We start from the raw sequence: 16,344 nt of genomic DNA, 5'->3' as shown, positions 1-16,344 counted from the left end.
AATTATCTCTCCCCTCCTGTTTATAAAAACAACTTCTGTTGCCACTTTCCTCCCGAAAAGTGCAAGCGGATGGGGTATAAGGCGGCATCGTCGGACATGGCAACCCTTAAACGCCGCCATTTCCGCCAGTTCACTCAATGATGTTGATAACCCAGCGCCGGCGGCAGCTTCACCGGTGCATCGCCGTTGCATAATGTCAGCCCGCCGCCCGCAATTACGCGCCCAACAGCGGTTGCGTCGACATTTATACGAGCGTCCACCGGCGCGCAGAACAAAAGCTCATAATCATCGCCCCAGCTTGCGGCCTGCATTCGGCTTTCCAGGCTGTCTGTGCGATAGCTGACATAAGCAGGCGACAAGGGAACGCACGCCAGGTCAATTTCGATGCCAAGCCTGCTGGCCGTCGCCATCCGCTCTGCGTCAATCAAAAGCCCGTCGGATATGTCCATCATCGCATGGACAAATGGCGCAAGCTTCTGCCCTTCGGCCAAGCGCGCCTGTGGCCGGTTGAACGCATCGGCAAGCGCGCCAACCTCGTCAAAGCCTGCGTCGATCAGCTCAAACCCGGCCAGTGCATCGCCCAATGTTCCGGTAACGTACACGATATCCCCGACTTGCGCGCCCGCGCGTGAAGGCACAGGGCGATTGGTCGCGAGACCGAGCGCGGTTAGGCCAAGCGCGCGCTTGTCACCGCGATTGGAAACGGTATCCCCGCCAAGCAAGGCCACGCCATAATGGCCAAGCACCTTTTCCAGACCGGCGGCAAATGCCCTGTCCCAATCATCATCACCAAGCATGAAGCCAAGCAGCACGCCAATGGGCGAAGCCCCCTTCGCCGCGAGGTCGGACAGGTTCGACGCGACCAATTTCCACGCGACATCGGCGGGATTTGCATTGGACCTGAAATGCACATCTTCGGCCATCATGTCGTGCGTGATGATCAGGCAGCTGTCGCCGACTTCAACGACCGCAGCGTCATCCAGAAGCCCACGCGCCGCAGGGTCTTTCGCAAAGCCGCGCAATATATTGATGAAGGCGGATTCGGTGGTCATATAAATTCCAGTTCGTCATCCCGAACATGTTTCGGGATAACAAGCAACCGCAGCACGTGGTCCTGAAACAAGTTCAGGACGACGATACTGGGCCTATGCCCGAACATCTTTCGCCACGGCATCCAGTAAACCATTGACGAACTTCGCATCCTTTTTATCAAAAAAGGCGTGCGCGACGTCGAGATATTCGTCGATCACCGTCGCCGTGGGAACATCAGGGCGCGCAATCAATTCATAGGTGCCACAACGCAATAGCTGAAGCATCGTCTTGTCCAGACGGCCCATCTTCCATTGTTCGCCAAGCTTTGCATCAACGAGCAGGTCAATTTCTTCGCGGCGGGCATCAACGCCAGATACAACGTCGTCGAAAAAGTCGGCATCGGCATCGGCATATTGCGCGTCTTCAATTTCCTGCCCCAAACGGTGCGAATGGAATTCATTCAAAAGGCGGGCAATGCCGATATTTTCCATATCCATCTGGTACAGCGCCTGCACCGACGCGAGACGCGCTGCCGAACGGGATTTTGATTTCGCACTTGCGTTATTGGCACTCATAATCTTTTCCTGACACTCGCCGCATGGGCGGGTAAACCTTCGGCATCGGCAAGCGTTGCCGCTGCCGGACCTATAGCATTGATGGCGGCTTTATCGAGCGCGATAAAACTGGTGCGCTTCATGAAATCGAGAACCGACAGGCCCGATGCAAATCGCGCGCGGCGTCCCGTGGGTAACACATGGTTTGGCCCCGCGACATAATCGCCAATCGCCTCTGGCGTCATACGGCCCAAGAAAACCGAGCCTGCGTGCCGCACCAGATCGAAAAGCCGTTCGGCGCGGTCATCATCCACCGCAAGCTCCAAATGCTCACCAGCCAAGCGGTTGACCAGCGGCATCGCGCCTTCCAGATCATCGACGAGGATTATCGCGCCAAAATCATCCCAGCTCTGCCGTGCAACTGCGCCGGTTGCGAGTGTTGCAATCTGGGCATCAACGGCTTTGGCGACTGTGTCGGCAAAACCGGCGTCATCGGTGAACAAAATCGATTGGCTGGTCGGATCATGCTCGGCTTGGCTTAACAGGTCTGCGGCGATCCATTCAGGGTCGTTCTTCGCATCGGCGACCACCAATATTTCGGAAGGGCCGGCAACCATATCGATGCCGACCACGCCATAAAGCTGACGCTTGGCTTCGGCGACCCAAGCATTTCCGGGGCCGGTAATGACGTCAACGGGGCGAATACGCTCCGTCCCATAAGCGAGCGCGGCAATCGCCTGCGCGCCGCCGACGCGCCAGATTTCGTCGACACCAGCCAGATAGGCCGCCGCCATAACCGTTTGGTTCGTCTCTCCGCCGGGCGTTGGCGTGACCATGACAATGCGCTCTACCCCCGCAACCTTTGCAGGGATCGCATTCATCAGTACGGACGATGGATAGGCTGCACGGCCACCGGGCACATAGACCCCAGCCGCATCAACCGCCGACCAACGCGCGCCCAAACGCACATTGTCGGCATCGCGATAATCCCGGTTTTCGGGCAACTGCGCCTTGTGATAGGCCTCGATCCGCTTGGCCGCGAGCGTCAGCGCATCGCGCAAATCGGGCGCAAGGGCCTCATAGGCCGCCTTGCACTGGGCCGCATCAATATGCCATCCGGCGGCATTCAGGTCAAAGCCGTCAAACCGCTGGGTCATTTCGGCCAAAGTCACATCGCCGCGCGTACGGACATCGCGGATGGTTTGCGTGACAACGCTGGAGACATCGGCATCCGCCTCACGCCGGCCGTTTACCAGCGCATCAAATGCGTCAGCAAAGCCCGCGTCGGATGCGTTAAGCCGCTGCACGTGCGCCCGACAATTCCCGAAATGTCTGCACCAACGCAGGAATCGTGCCGCTCAACATTTTAAAGGCCGCCCGATTGACGATCAGCCGTGCCGAAACTTGCGAGATAATCGCCGTTTCGACCAAGCCATTTTCCGCGAGCGTCTTGCCCGACGACACGAGATCGACAATGCGTCCCGAAAGGCCAAGCGAAGGCGCCAACTCCATGGCACCGTTCAACTTGACGCATTCCGCCTGAATACCGCGCGCATGATAATAACGCGCGGTGGTCGCCGGATATTTGGTTGCGACGCGAATATGCCCTGCCTGAACATCGTCAACCGCGCCCTGCGGCATCGCAACCGAAATGCGGCAGCGGCCAATGCCAAGATCAACGGGTGCGTACAGCTCCGAATAATCAAATTCGTCGATCACGTCGGAACCGACAATGCCGATATGCGCCGCGCCATGCGCTACAAAGGTCGCGACATCAAAAGCGCGCACGCGAATGATGCTGATCGCGGGATTGTTGGTCGCAAAAAGCAACGCGCGGCTGCTCTCGTCAAAAAACGCAGGCTCAGGCTCAATACCCGCCGCTTGCATAAGCGGCAAAGCCTCGTCGAGAATCCGTCCCTTGGGGATTGCAAAGATGATGCGTTCAGTCACAATGCCCGGGCTTTAGGGGCCGCACGCAGAAAGGGCAATATGGCAGAAGCCCTATTTGCCCGTCGATTTCACGATCGCCAGGTTCCGTTCAACCGCTTTGGATGTCAGTTTAAAAAAGCATCCATGGCCGCATTCACCGCGTCCGGTTGTTCCCAGATGACAAAATGGCCGCAATCCTCGACGGGGGCGATTGTCACATGTGGCACCAATTTTTCGATGCCGTCGATGTTACTTGCGGGCAGCGCGAGGTCATCCATCGCCCAGACAATCAACGTCGGGATCATCAGCGTCGGAAAGTCGCCTGCGGCAAAGGCAGGCATTTCGGCGTCTTCATCCATCGCTGGCACATATATTGCCGATGCGCGGTACCAATTGAGCATGCCAAAGCACGCATCGCGGTCTTGCCAATCTTTCAGCAACGCAGCCCGCTCTTCGGGCTCCATGGCGCTTGGCTTATCCCAGCTAATTGTCTTCAACAGCAAACCGGTTAAGCCAGCCTCACGCACCACAGCATCATTTGCGGGGTCACGGAACGCACGGATATACTGGCTGGCTGCCCGCTGCTGCATGTCGTTAATCATCAGCCGCTGGAACAGATAGGGATGCGGCGCATTGGCGATGATTGCGCGGGTCACGCGGCCTGCCCATGCGGGGTTAGGTCCGCCCGGCTGACCATTTAACGCAACACTCCATGCAATCGCGCCGCCCCAATCATGTCCCGCAATGATGAAATTTTGGATGCCAAGCGCGTCGGCCAGGGCAAAGATATCCGCGGTCAACTTGTCCGCCGTATAGGCATCAACATTTTGCGGCTTTGATGAATTGCGATAGCCGCGCTGATCCGGCGCAATGCAGAAAAACCGGTCCGAAAAATGGGCCATCTGGTGCCGCCATGTGCGGTGCGATTCCGGAAATCCGTGCAAGAATATAATCGCCGGGTTGGCAGGATCACCTGCCGTAAACGCATCCATTTCAATCCCGGTTGAAAGGGAAAAACGGTGATGGTTTAGTTCGGTCATGATTTTTGCCTTATTGAGTTGCGACAGTTAGCGAACCGCATATTTTTCTAAATGCAAACACGCCCATTTTGTTGTTAGAAATCTGCACTAGCGCGAACATCTCTACACTTTTGTCCGGCATATAATGCGCCAGCCTTGACTTTAGTTAACGCGCTTAACGCGCATCGCTCTGCCGTTAACTACCAACATATAGCTGCCGACCGCGCCACGCTTGATTTTGAACTGTTGCCCGTTCTTCAGAATAAGCCAACTGCCTTCGGTGGTTTGCCATGTGCCAGCGTCTTGAACCGTAAACTGATACCGACCGTTGTTAAGTGCTTGAATACCGTCGATCTCGCCCTCAATCTGCTTGAACTCCTCGTCCTGCTCCTCGTCGCTTTCGCCGAAGAACGGAATTTTGGGCAAGGAGAAACCAAATAGCGATCGCTTGGTTTTCCGTACTTCGCCTTGATCAAGCAACACGACCTGCCGGCTTTCGGTTGCCTCCTCCAACGACTTGCTGGCCGCGTCAAAGCATTGCAAGCGCGCAGCGGCATCTGCCAAGGCACGGCATGCAACGATGTCGCTATAGACTTTGGGACGATTGACGGTCGTTTCGGCTGCATGCGCTGATGACGCGCATAGGCCAGCGATCAGAACGGCATAGGTCAGCTTAGGCATTTTCGTCTCTCCCACGTTGGACAGTCGTTTCGTTTGCACTTTGGGCTAGCGGCTGTTCGCCCGGTGCACTAGCCTTGATCGCCAGCGCATGGACGCGCGTGCCCGGAATATCACCCAGCGCCTTGTTCACCATCCGCTGCCGCATCAGGCGGGACACGCCCGCAAATGCAGCGCTCTCTATTTCCACGGTGAAGTGCGATTCACCCGAGCCATCGTCGCCGCTATGGCCATGATGCTTTGCGCTGTCGTTGATGACCGCGAGGTGCGTGGGCGCAAATGCTGCGGTCAGCAGCGTTTCCATTTCAATATGTGCAGGGCCTTTTTCCATAAGCTCTGTATTCCCATATCCGCAGTTTTTCGCCAAGGGGAATTATGGATTCGCGGCAGCCCTTTGACCGATTTCACGGCCGCGTTCGCGGTGCGCAGCGGCATTGCGCGCATCCGCACTGCCGTGAGGCAGGTGAATTTCGCGCGCCTGACCCGCATGGTCAGCTTGCGTCGGCCAACGGCCCCGGCGACTATCAATATCTCTGCCTTGAACATGTCCGTCAGTTTAATGCAGGCTATAACTGGTTCGCGGGCATGACCGCCGAAGAAATCATGGAAGCGCAAAGCCCGATAAATGTGTGGCCAAGCGAAACCCGTGCCTTTCGTGCCAATGGTAGCGTCGATTCGCCGCCCAAATGGGCGGACTTTAAAGACCCGTTGGATGCGATATCCACCCGTTTCCGATCACGCATGCCCAAGGAACGCGCCGACGGGCAGTTCCTGTCGCCTGAGGACCGCAAAGCGCTCAAGACGCTAGGGCTTGGCGAGGATGCGGATAGGCGCGCCTTACGTAGCGCCTATTCGGCCAAGGTTCGCGCCTATCATCCTGACAAAAATGGCGGCAACCGGTCTTATGAAAAGGCTTTGCAAGACGTCATTGCTGCCTATACGCACCTTAAAACATCGCCCGCCTTTATTTGACGAGAACGACATGACTGACATTCCAAATATCCAGCCCAACAGCAGCGACACGACCATCCTTGCCGCACCTGACAAGATGGTCAGCGTGCGCGAAATGTTTGGCATCGACGTCGACATGGAATGTCCTGCTTTTTCGGTTGCCGATGAGCGCGTCCCTGACACCGACGACAGCTATGTCTTTGACCCCGACACCACGCTCGCGATCCTTGCTGGCTTTGCCCATAACCGCCGCGTGATGGTTCAGGGGTACCATGGCACAGGTAAATCGACGCATATCGAACAGGTCGCCGCGCGTTTGAAATGGCCGTGCATCCGTATCAACCTCGACGCGCATATCAGCCGTATCGACCTTATCGGCCGCGATGCGATCGTTCTGCGCGATGGGCAGCAAGTCACTGAATTCCGCGAAGGCCTGTTGCCTTGGGCGCTGCAGACACCGACCGCTTTGGTGTTCGACGAATATGACGCCGGCCGTCCGGACGTTATGTTCGTGATCCAGCGCGTGTTGGAGACCGAGGGCAAGCTGACGTTGCTTGACCAGAACCGCGTCATTCGCCCGAACCCATATTTCCGCCTGTTCGCGACGGCCAACACCGTTGGCCTTGGCGACACAAGCGGGCTGTATCACGGCACGCAAGCGATCAACCAGGGTCAGATGGACCGCTGGAACATTGTCGTTGGCCTGAACTATCTGCCTGCGCAGGTCGAAAGCGAAATCGTTTTGGCCAAGGCATCGGGTACCGATGCCGCAACCGTCGCCAACATGGTGAAGGTCGCCGAAATGACGCGTCAGGGCTTTATCAATGGCGATATTTCAACGGTCATGAGCCCACGCACCGTCATCACATGGGCCCAAAACACCGCCATTTTCAAAAATGTCGGTTTTGCTTTCCGCCTGTCGTTCCTCAACAAATGTGACGATGCCGAACGCGCTTTGGTCGCAGAATATTATCAGCGCGTCTTTGGTCAGGATCTGCCCGAAAGCGTTGTTGGAAAGTCGTAAGCACGTTGGCCATTTCGCCGAAACACCGTTGAAGGGACCATTTATGAAACGCACTGCTCTTATTCTGGCGCTCGCACTTAGCGCATCGCCTGCATTCGCTGCGCTCAAGCCCGGCACACGCGCAACCGATTTCACCACGCAGGCTGTTTTGGCGGGCGATGTATATAGCTATAATTTGAACAAGGCCCTGAAACGCGGCCCTGTCGTTTTATATTTCTATCCCAAGGCATTCACATCGGGCTGCACCGTTGAGGCGCATGAATTTTCCGAAGCAGCCGATGACTTTGCAGCCTATGGCGCATCGATCATTGGCATGTCGGCGGACAATATCGACACGTTGAAGCGTTTTTCGGTGGAGGCTTGCCGCAACAAATTCACCGTTGGTATCGCGTCCAAACCCGTCATCAAAAACTATAAGGTCAGCCTGCCCATCATGGGCGGATCGAACCGCACGACTTATGTGATTGCGCCTGATGGAAAGGTGTTGTTCGCCTATTCCGAACTGGGCGTGAAGGGACATGTGTCCGGCGCACTGAACGCGGTAAAGGCATGGCGCGCAGCCAATCCTAAAGGGAAATAATGCGCAAAGCTCCCCTTCTCCTTTTGCCGATGCTGCTGGCTGGCTGCACCGTGGCTGTCGAATATGGCGACATTCCGCACAATGTGCTCGCGGAAAACCCGCGCTGTAACCCGGCGCAAAATGACAGCGCATCGGTCAACGAAAAAGATTATTTCATCGTCACCAGCCGCCTGCCCGATTGTCGTGGCGACACTATCAAACTGACCAACCATCGCGCCGACCGCGTTCGATTTGGCCGGTTCTCGCCGCCAGAAACGATCAAGCCTGCCAAGGGCGACAAGCAGTTGGTGGTGCCTGTCGCGTTTCAGCCGGAAGACGCATGGTGGGATGGCCTGCGTGATGCCGCAAACCTGCGCAACGGCCGCGTCCTTTTATATGTGCATGGCTATCGCGAAAAATTGCAAACCACCGCGCGCGACGCCGTCCAGATTGGCGCGATGAGCAATTTTGACGGCCCGATTATCCATTATAGCTGGCCATCACAGGGCAATCTGTTGAGCTACGCCGTCGATGAAACCAACATGTATTGGGACGAGCGCAATTTCCGGAACTTCCTGACCAAATTGGCGCGAGCCGAATGGGTCAAGGAAATCGTGATTGTCTCGCATTCGCTTGGCGCACGGCTTGTCACGCCTGCCGTGGAATATGTCGACCGCACATCAAGCAATGCGGATTCCAGCAATATTTCCAATATCATATTGGCCTCACCTGATGTTGATCGTGAAGATTTCGAACGCGATATCGCTGAAGAAGTGTTGGCCGCCCGCCGCGTCAACAACGACCGGCGCGTGACCGTCTACGCTTCTCTCAGCGACCGGGCACTTGCCGTGTCACGCGCTGTGCATGGCTATCCGCGCCTGGGATCGCCTTATTGCTTCAGTCCGTTCGAAGCCAAGGATTTGAAGGCCAAAGGACTGCCTCAGCGTTGCTTTGCGACAAAGACAAAATATCAGACAGAGCCTGCCAAAACGGGCTTTACCATCATTGACACCACCGACGTATCGGGCGGCGGCGCTGGCCATAGCGATTATTTGCGCAGCCTTGCCGTGTGCAAGGATTTTGCGGCTGTCGTGAATGGCGCGCGGACAACCGAAGATCGCGTGGCCACTGCGCAAGCGCATGTCTTTACGCTGCGCGCGCCGGTGAAGCCGACGAAAGAAGATATTGCAGCGGCATGTAAGCGGGTGGCGGATTGATGGCGAACGAATCTCCACTTGAACAGTTCAAACAAGTCCTGACCGGCACGGCCCGCGCGCTCGCGCATGAGCCGGAGATTGAACTTGCGTTCACCGCCGACGCCCCGACGCAAGCGGGCAAAAATTTCAAAGTGCCCATGCCCGGCCGGTTGTTGCCGCCTGAGCAAGTCGCCGAAGCACGTGGCTTTGCCGACAGCTTCTCACTGAAGATCAAGCACCATAATGCCGCGCGGCATGCCGCCTTGCGTCCATCCGAAGTCATTGCGGGTGCAGCATTTGACGCGGTGGAAAACGCGCGCGTTGAGGCATTGGGTTCCCGCAACATGGCGGGCATCGCCGCAAATCTGGGCCACGCGCTTGAACTCAAATTGCGCACCGACCCGATCAGCCGCGCGCAGTCCGCTGACGAAGTGCCTATTTCGACCGCATTATCGCTCATCGTCCGCGAACGCCTGACGGGCGCAGCTATACCTGACGCGGCGGTTGCAGGCGTCGATATGCTGCGCGGCTGGATTGAGGAAAAGGCAGGCCGCGACCTTGATGCACTTGCCCTCGCGCTTGATGATCAGGGTGCATTTGCCGCGCTCACGCAATCGATGCTGGAGCATCTGAACCTGACCGAAGGCGATATTGATCCGTCAGACGCCGATGAAGGCGGCGATGATGCCGAGGACAGCCAAGACCAAGATGGCGACAGCGACGATGATGGCGAAGGCGAAGCTGGCCAAGCCGAAGCGCGCGCTGAACCACAACAGGGCGAAGGCGAAGAAACCGAGGCCGATTATGACGGCGAGGATATGGACGATCAGGACGGCGCCGACGGCGAAATGGGCGATGACGGTATGCAACCCGTCACCCCGCAGCGCCGCAATTGGGATCATCTGCCGCAAAGCGATTACAAAATCTGGTCGACCAAATATGACGAGACCATCACCGCGACCGAGCTTGCCGACGAAGAAGAGCTGAACCGGCTGCGCGCCTATCTCGACCAGCAATTGTCCAACCTGCAATCGGTGGTGACAAAGCTCGCCAACCGTCTGCAACGCCGCCTGATGGCGCAGCAAAACCGCAGTTGGGATTTCGATCAGGAAGAAGGTATGATCGACGCAGCGCGGCTCGCGCGCATCGTGGTGTCGCCGGGCAGCTCGCTGTCGTACAAGATCGAACGCGAAACCGATTTCCGCGACACGGTTGTGACCTTGCTTATCGACAACAGCGGATCGATGCGCGGACGGCCAATCAGCATCGCCGCGATCAGCGCCGACATATTGGCGCGCACGTTGGAACGTTGCGGCGTTAAAACCGAAATTTTGGGCTTCACCACCCGTGCGTGGAAAGGCGGCCAAGCGCGTGAAGATTGGCTTGCGGCTGGACGGCAACCCATGCCCGGCCGCCTCAACGACTTGCGCCACATCGTCTACAAAAAAGCCGATGAGCCATGGCGTCATGCCAAGCGCAACCTTGGCCTGATGATGCGCGAAGGCTTGCTGAAAGAGAATATCGACGGCGAAGCTTTGCTCTGGGCGCACAACCGCCTGATCGCCCGCGCCGAAGACCGCCGCATCCTAATGGTGATTTCGGACGGCGCGCCCGTTGATGACAGCACCTTGTCGGTCAACCATGGCGGCTATCTGGAACAGCATTTGCGCAAGGTTATCGAGATGATCGAAACACGATCGCCTGTGCAATTGGTCGCGATCGGCATCGGCCATGACGTCACCCGTTATTACAAACGCGCGGTCACCATCATGGACGTCGAACAATTGGGCGGCACGATGATCGAACAACTCGCCGGGTTGTTTGACGAGGAATAGGCTTGCCTTTCACACAGCTACGCCGCGGCGTGGGCAAGCCATCCGTTGGGACGGGTTTTAATATTACCGCAGCCCTGAGCAGCAGGCAGCGCCTGCGTCCGTCGAAGGGCGCATCTCGACTGCAGCGCAACACTGATATTCGGCCCTTTTAAGCTTTCATCACCGTCATGCTGAACTTGTTTCAGCATCTTACTTTTTTACGGCGGTGGACAAAGTAAGACCCTGAAACAAGTTCAGGGTGACTTTGAGAGATTGGAGGTGGGTTGACCTACGCACCCATTTCCAGCATCGCCAATCCATGTCCGAGCTTAAACTCTTCAACAGCCTGACCCGGCAACTGGAAACCTTCACACCCGTCCACGCTGGCGAGGCGCGCGTCTATACCTGCGGCCCGACGGTGTATAATTATCCGCACATCGGCAACATGCGCGCCTATGTTTTTGCCGACACGCTTGGCCGGGTGCTGTCATATAAAGGCTATAAGCTCACCCATGTCATCAACATCACCGATGTCGGCCACCTGACCGACGACGCCGATGCGGGCGAAGACAAGATGGAGAAAATGGCGGCGGAAAAAGCACAGTCAATCTGGGACATCGCAAAGCATTACACGCAAGCTTATTGGGATGACATCAAGGCGCTGAACATCCGTCAGCCCGCGCATTGGTCCATCGCGACCGAATATGTGCCCGCAATGATCGCCTATGCGGAAAGCATTGCCGACAAGCATTGCTACGAACTGGAATCGGGCCTGTATTTCGACACCTCGACCGTTGCCAATTATGGCGCATTGGCCCGCGCCAAGACCGAGGACGGAGAGGGCCGCATCGAAGAGGTCGAAGGCAAACGCCACGCCGCCGACTTTGCCATTTGGCGCAAGACGCCAGCGGGCGAAACGCGGCAAATGGAATGGGACAGCCCATGGGGCAAAGGCGCGCCGGGCTGGCATCTGGAATGCTCGGTCATGTCAGAGGCGCTGCTTGGCCTGCCGTTCGACATCCACACCGGCGGCATCGACCATCGCGAAATCCACCACCCCAATGAAATTGCACAAAATCAGGCGCGCTGCGGCAGTGACCACAGCGGCGCACGATTTTGGATGCACAATAATTTCCTGATCGAACGCAGCGGCAAGATGAGCAAATCATCGGGCGAATTCCTGCGCGTGCAATTGCTGATCGACAAAGGCTTCCACCCCCTCGCCTACCGCCTGATGTGCCTGCAAGCGCATTACCGCAGCGAACTGGAGTTTAGCTGGGAGGGTTTGCAAGCGGCGTTTGTGAGACTGAAGCGGATGGTGATGGGGGTCTCAAACCTTAAAGCACGTCATGCTGAACTTGGTTCAGCATCCATCGTGCCCCACAAACCGATGGTTGAGGCTGATACATGGACCCTGAAACAAGTTCAGGGTGACGTTGCTCCGGCTATTTCGGTGACGCTTAAAGACTTCACCACTGCAGTCGAAGACGACCTAAATACTGCTATCGCAATAACCGCGCTGGAAACGCTGATCAGTCTCAAAAAAATCGACATTAACGAACAATGCGCAGCTATCGCCGAGATGGACAACGTCCTCGGCCTTAACCTGATGACCCTCACCCGCAAAGACCTCCGTGTCCGCCCCAAAGCCGCCGTGATCACCGAAGCCGAAATCGAAACCGCCCTCACCGCACGTAAAGACGCGCGCGCCGAAAAAGACTTCGCCAAGTCCGACGCCATCCGCGACGACCTCATCGCCAAAGGCGTTGAAGTCATGGACGGCGATCCGCTTGGTTGGGATTGGAAGTTGGATATATGATGCTGAAAATTGCCTGGCTCATCCTTGCGGCTATCCACGCGTTGCCCGCGCTGGCGCTGTTCCGTCCGGCGATGATCGGGCAGCTTTACCGCGTCGCTAGCGATAACCCCTTGTTTCTGTTGCTGCATCATCGCGCCGCGTTGTTCCTCGTTATCTTTCTGCTTGCTGTCTGGGCCGCGTTTGACCCTGCGAGCCGCCGCATGGCCAGCGTTGGCGTCGGCGTCAGCATGGTGTCATTCTTGATACTCTATTGGTCTGCTGGCTCCCCGCCCGCGCTGAAAACCATTGCGATCACCGATCTTGTCGGCATCCCGTTCTTAATCTTTGTCACTTGGAAGGCATTTGCCGCATGACCAAAACGAAACTTGTAATGTCGGGCCTTGTGCGCCCCCTCATTGAACCCCGCTTGCCCGATTGGATCGAGCCGCATTTCTTCATGTCGAAGGAAGAGGCGCTTGCCCTCGCGCCGCAGGCGGAGATTGGCTGGTTCGACATGTATGACAAGGGCGATATGGCCACGGTCATCAATGCTGCCACCAACATGAAATGGCTGAACAGCATTTATGCCGGCGTCGACGGCATGCCGCTGGCGCAGTTGAAGGCGCAGGGCTGCGTTGTCACCAATGGCGCAGGCATTAACGCGATCACCATCGCCGAATATGTCGTCATGGGCATGCTGACCGTCGCGAAGAACTATCGCGAAGTTGTCCGTGCGCAGGAACGCCGCGAATGGCTGCTCGATTCGCCCGGCAAGGTTGAACTGTTCGGTTCGAAGGCTTTGCTGCTGGGCTATGGCGCGATTGGCAAGCTGATTGAAGAGCGGCTGAAGCCCTTTGGCGTCGATGTCACCATTGTGCGCCGCTCGGCGGGTCCAAACACGCTGACGCCCGATCAATGGCGCGCGCAATTGGGCGATTTTGACTGGATCATCCTTGCCGTTCCCGCCACCGCGGAAACCGACGGCATGATTGGCGCAGACGAACTTGCCGCGATGAAGAATAGCGCAACGCTCATCAACATCGCGCGCGGTTCCGTGATTGACCAAGACGCATTGGTCACCGCGTTACAGGACAAGCAAATCGCCAATGCCTTCCTCGATGTGACGACGCCAGAACCCTTGCCCGCCGATCACCCTTTGTGGAGCCTTGATAACGCGCATGTCACCATGCACCTGTCGGGCCGCGCGCAGGACAAGATGTTCGTGCGTTCCGCAACACGCTTCTTCGAAAATCTGGAGCGCTACCGCCAAGGTGCGCCGTTGGAGCCAATGGTGAATTTAGACCTTGGCTATTAACAACCACCGTAGCCCTGAGCAGCAGCTGCAAAGCGGCTGCGTCCGTCGAAGGGCGCTTATCGGTTGTGGCGCCACCCCCGACAGGCGTGCTTCGACAGGCTCAGCACTTACGGTATAGGAGAACACGACATGCCCCATAACCCCGCCGAAATCTGGCACAAAGTTGCCCTGTCACGCGATGCAACGGCTATCTCCGCCGTCCTGCACGACGATTGTGTTTTCGAAAGCCCGGTTGTCCACTCACCGCAAGTGGGCAAGGCAATCACCGCCAAATATCTCGCTGCCGCTGGCCACACGCTGGGCAATGCCGAATTTGCCTATGTCGGCGAATGGCACCGCGAAAACAGCGCCATTCTTGAATTCCAAACCGTGATCGACGGGATCGCGATCAATGGCATCGATATGATCAGCTGCGATGATGATGGCCTCATCACCCATTTCAAGGTCATGGTTCGGCCGTTGAAGGCAATGAATATGCTCCACCAGAAAATGGGCGAGATGCTGCAGCAAATGTCGGGCTGATTTCCTAGCCACACCGCGCAAAAAAGGCCGGTGAGTTTCCCCACCGGCCCTTCGTATTTCAGCATGCGCCGAGCGTTGGACTATTAGAAGTCCATACCGCCCATGCCGCCCATTCCGCCCATGCCGCCTGGCATGCCGCCGGCGCCAGCAGCCTTATCTTCTGGCGCATCACAAATTGCAGCTTCGGTGGTGATCAACAGACCAGCAACCGATGCCGCGTCTTGCAACGCTGTACGGACAACCTTGGTTGGGTCGATAACGCCCGAGGCTACGAGGTTTTCATACACATCGGTTGATGCGTTGAAGCCCATGGTTTCGTCGTTTTCACGAAGCAGGTTGCCCGAGACAACTGCACCGTCATATCCGGCGTTGGCTGCGATTTGACGCAATGGAGCAACAATCGCCTTGCGGATGATGTCGATACCACGTGTCTGGTCGTCATTGACGCCCTTGAGGCCGTCGAGAGCCTTCGTTGCATACAGAAGTGCAGTACCGCCGCCTGGGACGATGCCTTCTTCAACGGCTGCGCGGGTTGCGTGCAGCGCGTCATCAACGCGGTCCTTGCGCTCTTTCACTTCAACTTCGGTCGAACCACCGACCTTGATCACGGCAACACCGCCGGCGAGTTTCGCCAAACGCTCTTGCAGCTTTTCACGGTCATAATCGCTGGTCGTGTTTTCGATTTGCGCACGGATCGCTTCTACGCGGCCCTTGATCGCATCGGTTTCGCCAGCACCGTCGACGATGATGGTGTTGTCCTTGTCGATGGTGACGCGCTTGGCTTGGCCGAGCATGCCCAAGGTAACGGTTTCAAGCTTGATGCCCAGATCTTCGCTGATCATTTCACCCTTGGTGAGGATCGCGATATCTTCCAGCATCGCCTTGCGACGATCGCCAAAGCCAGGTGCCTTAACCGCAGCAATCTTCAAGCCGCCACGCAGCTTGTTGACGACCAAAGTTGCAAGCGCTTCACCTTCAACATCTTCAGCGATGATGAGCAATGGACGACCCGACTGCACCACAGCTTCGAGGATTGGCAACATGGCTTGCAAGTTGCCGAGCTTCTTTTCGTGGATGAGGATATATGGGTTGTCCAACTCGACCGACATCTTTTCGGTGTTGGTGATGAAATATGGCGACAGGTAACCACGGTCAAACTGCATACCTTCGACAACTTCGAGCTCGCTTTCACGGCCCTTAGCTTCTTCGACGGTGATAACGCCTTCCTTGCCGACCTTCTCCATGGCGTCTGCAATCATCTTACCGATTTCAGCTTCACCATTTGCAGAGATCGTACCGACCTGTGCGATTTCCGAAGAACCAGCAACTGGCTTCGAACGCTTTACAAGGTCAGCAACAACCGCGTTTACCGCAGTGTCGATTCCGCGCTTCAGGTCCATTGGGTTCATGCCCGCTGCAACCGACTTCATGCCTTCGCGAACGATCGCTTGGGCCAGAACGGTTGCAGTGGTTGTGCCGTCACCGGCAATGTCGTTGGTCTTCGAAGCAACTTCGCGGACCATCTGTGCACCCATATTTTCGAACTTGTCTTTCAGTTCGATTTCCTTGGCGACGCTAACGCCGTCCTTGGTGATGCGTGGTGCGCCAAAGCTTTTGTCGATAACAACGTTACGGCCCTTTGGACCAAGCGTTACTTTTACAGCGTCAGCAAGAATGTCTACGCCGCGCAGGATGCGTTCACGCGCATCGCGGCCGAATTTCACGTCTTTAGCAGCCATGATATTTTTCCTTCTTCAAATTTCAAATCGGTCGTCATCCTGAACTTGTTTCAGGATAACGGGGGGACAGTGCGTTATCCTGAAACAAGTTCAGGATGACGAACCGGTGGTGCGTTTAGGAAACGATTCCCAAGATATCCGATTCCTTCATGATCAACAGGTCTTCACCGTCGATCTTGACTTCGGTGCCCGACCATTTGCCGAACAGGATCTT

General features: G+C 56.7%; 17 protein-coding genes and 1 pseudogene. 9 read left to right on the top strand and 9 right to left on the bottom strand.

Annotated elements, in window-relative coordinates; all coding sequences use genetic code 11:
• Positions 1-134: 134 nt before the first annotated feature.
• From thiL to ACIQZK_RS09685, 7 genes are all read right to left on the bottom strand, one after another.
• The gene (gene thiL / locus ACIQZK_RS09715) at positions 135-1,052 is read right to left on the bottom strand and encodes a thiamine-phosphate kinase (RefSeq protein WP_397575950.1); all 918 of its coding nucleotides are present in this window, start codon (positions 1,050-1,052) and stop codon (positions 135-137) included.
• Between the two features lie 93 nt (positions 1,053-1,145).
• A complete protein-coding gene (gene nusB, locus ACIQZK_RS09710) occupies positions 1,146-1,607 on the bottom strand; it encodes a transcription antitermination factor NusB (protein WP_395628588.1) in 462 nt (153 codons plus the stop codon).
• Positions 1,604-2,893: a histidinol dehydrogenase gene (hisD, locus tag ACIQZK_RS09705; RefSeq protein WP_397575949.1), complete on the bottom strand. Its 1,290-nt coding sequence runs from the start codon at positions 2,891-2,893 to the stop codon at positions 1,604-1,606. The genes nusB and hisD overlap by 4 nt, the downstream gene beginning before the upstream one ends.
• On the bottom strand, positions 2,880-3,536 hold the full coding sequence (gene hisG, locus ACIQZK_RS09700; protein WP_397575948.1) for an ATP phosphoribosyltransferase: 657 nt from the start codon (positions 3,534-3,536) through the stop codon (positions 2,880-2,882). The genes hisD and hisG overlap by 14 nt, the downstream gene beginning before the upstream one ends.
• A 104-nt stretch (positions 3,537-3,640) precedes the next feature.
• Positions 3,641-4,555 (bottom strand): alpha/beta fold hydrolase, encoded by a 915-nt coding sequence (locus ACIQZK_RS09695; protein ID WP_397575947.1) that lies wholly within the window; start codon positions 4,553-4,555, stop codon positions 3,641-3,643.
• A gap of 141 nt (positions 4,556-4,696) precedes the next feature.
• Positions 4,697-5,215 (bottom strand): hypothetical protein, encoded by a 519-nt coding sequence (locus tag ACIQZK_RS09690; protein WP_397575946.1) that lies wholly within the window; start codon positions 5,213-5,215, stop codon positions 4,697-4,699.
• Positions 5,208-5,516: a BolA family protein gene (locus ACIQZK_RS09685; protein WP_397575951.1), complete on the bottom strand. Its 309-nt coding sequence runs from the start codon at positions 5,514-5,516 to the stop codon at positions 5,208-5,210. Before ACIQZK_RS09685 ends, ACIQZK_RS09690 begins: the two co-directional genes overlap by 8 nt.
• A gap of 71 nt (positions 5,517-5,587) precedes the next feature.
• Between ACIQZK_RS09685 and ACIQZK_RS09680 the strand changes: the two genes are divergently transcribed.
• The 9 genes from ACIQZK_RS09680 to ACIQZK_RS09640 all read left to right on the top strand — a co-directional run bounded on the left by ACIQZK_RS09680 (position 5,588) and on the right by ACIQZK_RS09640 (position 14,391).
• The gene (locus tag ACIQZK_RS09680) at positions 5,588-6,184 is read left to right on the top strand and encodes a J domain-containing protein (RefSeq protein WP_397575945.1); all 597 of its coding nucleotides are present in this window, start codon (positions 5,588-5,590) and stop codon (positions 6,182-6,184) included.
• A gap of 10 nt (positions 6,185-6,194) precedes the next feature.
• On the top strand, positions 6,195-7,187 hold the full coding sequence (gene cobS, locus ACIQZK_RS09675; protein WP_395635312.1) for a cobaltochelatase subunit CobS: 993 nt from the start codon (positions 6,195-6,197) through the stop codon (positions 7,185-7,187).
• A 43-nt stretch (positions 7,188-7,230) separates the two neighbouring features.
• Entirely contained in the window at positions 7,231-7,767 is a 537-nt protein-coding gene (locus ACIQZK_RS09670) for a peroxiredoxin (protein ID WP_306061971.1), read from the top strand.
• Positions 7,767-8,963: an alpha/beta hydrolase gene (locus ACIQZK_RS09665; protein ID WP_397575944.1), complete on the top strand. Its 1,197-nt coding sequence runs from the start codon at positions 7,767-7,769 to the stop codon at positions 8,961-8,963. Before ACIQZK_RS09670 ends, ACIQZK_RS09665 begins: the two co-directional genes overlap by 1 nt.
• Positions 8,963-10,777 (top strand): cobaltochelatase subunit CobT, encoded by a 1,815-nt coding sequence (gene cobT, locus ACIQZK_RS09660; RefSeq protein WP_397575943.1) that lies wholly within the window; start codon positions 8,963-8,965, stop codon positions 10,775-10,777. Before ACIQZK_RS09665 ends, cobT begins: the two co-directional genes overlap by 1 nt.
• A 298-nt stretch (positions 10,778-11,075) precedes the next feature.
• Entirely contained in the window at positions 11,076-12,575 is a 1,500-nt protein-coding gene (gene cysS, locus ACIQZK_RS09655) for a cysteine--tRNA ligase (protein WP_397575942.1), read from the top strand.
• A complete protein-coding gene (locus ACIQZK_RS09650; protein WP_397575941.1) occupies positions 12,572-12,928 on the top strand; it encodes a hypothetical protein in 357 nt (118 codons plus the stop codon). The genes cysS and ACIQZK_RS09650 overlap by 4 nt, the downstream gene beginning before the upstream one ends.
• Complete coding sequence (locus ACIQZK_RS09645) at positions 12,925-13,869, top strand: D-2-hydroxyacid dehydrogenase (protein WP_397575940.1); 945 nt, start codon at positions 12,925-12,927, stop codon at positions 13,867-13,869. The genes ACIQZK_RS09650 and ACIQZK_RS09645 overlap by 4 nt, the downstream gene beginning before the upstream one ends.
• Before the next feature lie 129 nt (positions 13,870-13,998).
• On the top strand, positions 13,999-14,391 hold the full coding sequence (locus ACIQZK_RS09640) for a nuclear transport factor 2 family protein (protein ID WP_397575939.1): 393 nt from the start codon (positions 13,999-14,001) through the stop codon (positions 14,389-14,391).
• 83 nt (positions 14,392-14,474) lie between these two features.
• On the opposite strand, the gene groL is transcribed toward ACIQZK_RS09640, so the two are convergent.
• Positions 14,475-16,130 (bottom strand): chaperonin GroEL, encoded by a 1,656-nt coding sequence (groL, locus tag ACIQZK_RS09635; protein ID WP_397575938.1) that lies wholly within the window; start codon positions 16,128-16,130, stop codon positions 14,475-14,477.
• Positions 16,131-16,245: 115 nt separating this feature from the next.
• Positions 16,246-16,344, bottom strand: a pseudogene (locus ACIQZK_RS09630) (co-chaperone GroES); the annotation flags it as partial.

The organism is Sphingorhabdus sp., from assembly GCF_044338195.1.
Lineage (GTDB): Bacteria > Pseudomonadota > Alphaproteobacteria > Sphingomonadales > Sphingomonadaceae > Sphingorhabdus_B.
Note: the sequence above shows the minus strand (reverse complement) of the source record. Positions and strands in the feature narration are given on the sequence as shown.

Coding starts and splice junctions, on each gene's coding strand:
- thiL (WP_397575950.1), bottom strand. CDS start 1,052: ATGACCACCGAATCCGCCTTCATCAATATATTGCGCGGCTTTGCGAAA.
- nusB (WP_395628588.1), bottom strand. CDS start 1,607: ATGAGTGCCAATAACGCAAGTGCGAAATCAAAATCCCGTTCGGCAGCG.
- ACIQZK_RS09695 (WP_397575947.1), bottom strand. CDS start 4,555: ATGACCGAACTAAACCATCACCGTTTTTCCCTTTCAACCGGGATTGAA.
- ACIQZK_RS09690 (WP_397575946.1), bottom strand. CDS start 5,215: ATGCCTAAGCTGACCTATGCCGTTCTGATCGCTGGCCTATGCGCGTCA.
- ACIQZK_RS09685 (WP_397575951.1), bottom strand. CDS start 5,516: ATGGAAACGCTGCTGACCGCAGCATTTGCGCCCACGCACCTCGCGGTC.
- ACIQZK_RS09680 (WP_397575945.1), top strand. CDS start 5,588: ATGGATTCGCGGCAGCCCTTTGACCGATTTCACGGCCGCGTTCGCGGT.
- cobS (WP_395635312.1), top strand. CDS start 6,195: ATGACTGACATTCCAAATATCCAGCCCAACAGCAGCGACACGACCATC.
- ACIQZK_RS09670 (WP_306061971.1), top strand. CDS start 7,231: ATGAAACGCACTGCTCTTATTCTGGCGCTCGCACTTAGCGCATCGCCT.
- ACIQZK_RS09665 (WP_397575944.1), top strand. CDS start 7,767: ATGCGCAAAGCTCCCCTTCTCCTTTTGCCGATGCTGCTGGCTGGCTGC.
- cobT (WP_397575943.1), top strand. CDS start 8,963: ATGGCGAACGAATCTCCACTTGAACAGTTCAAACAAGTCCTGACCGGC.
- cysS (WP_397575942.1), top strand. CDS start 11,076: ATGTCCGAGCTTAAACTCTTCAACAGCCTGACCCGGCAACTGGAAACC.
- ACIQZK_RS09650 (WP_397575941.1), top strand. CDS start 12,572: ATGATGCTGAAAATTGCCTGGCTCATCCTTGCGGCTATCCACGCGTTG.
- ACIQZK_RS09645 (WP_397575940.1), top strand. CDS start 12,925: ATGACCAAAACGAAACTTGTAATGTCGGGCCTTGTGCGCCCCCTCATT.
- ACIQZK_RS09640 (WP_397575939.1), top strand. CDS start 13,999: ATGCCCCATAACCCCGCCGAAATCTGGCACAAAGTTGCCCTGTCACGC.
- groL (WP_397575938.1), bottom strand. CDS start 16,130: ATGGCTGCTAAAGACGTGAAATTCGGCCGCGATGCGCGTGAACGCATC.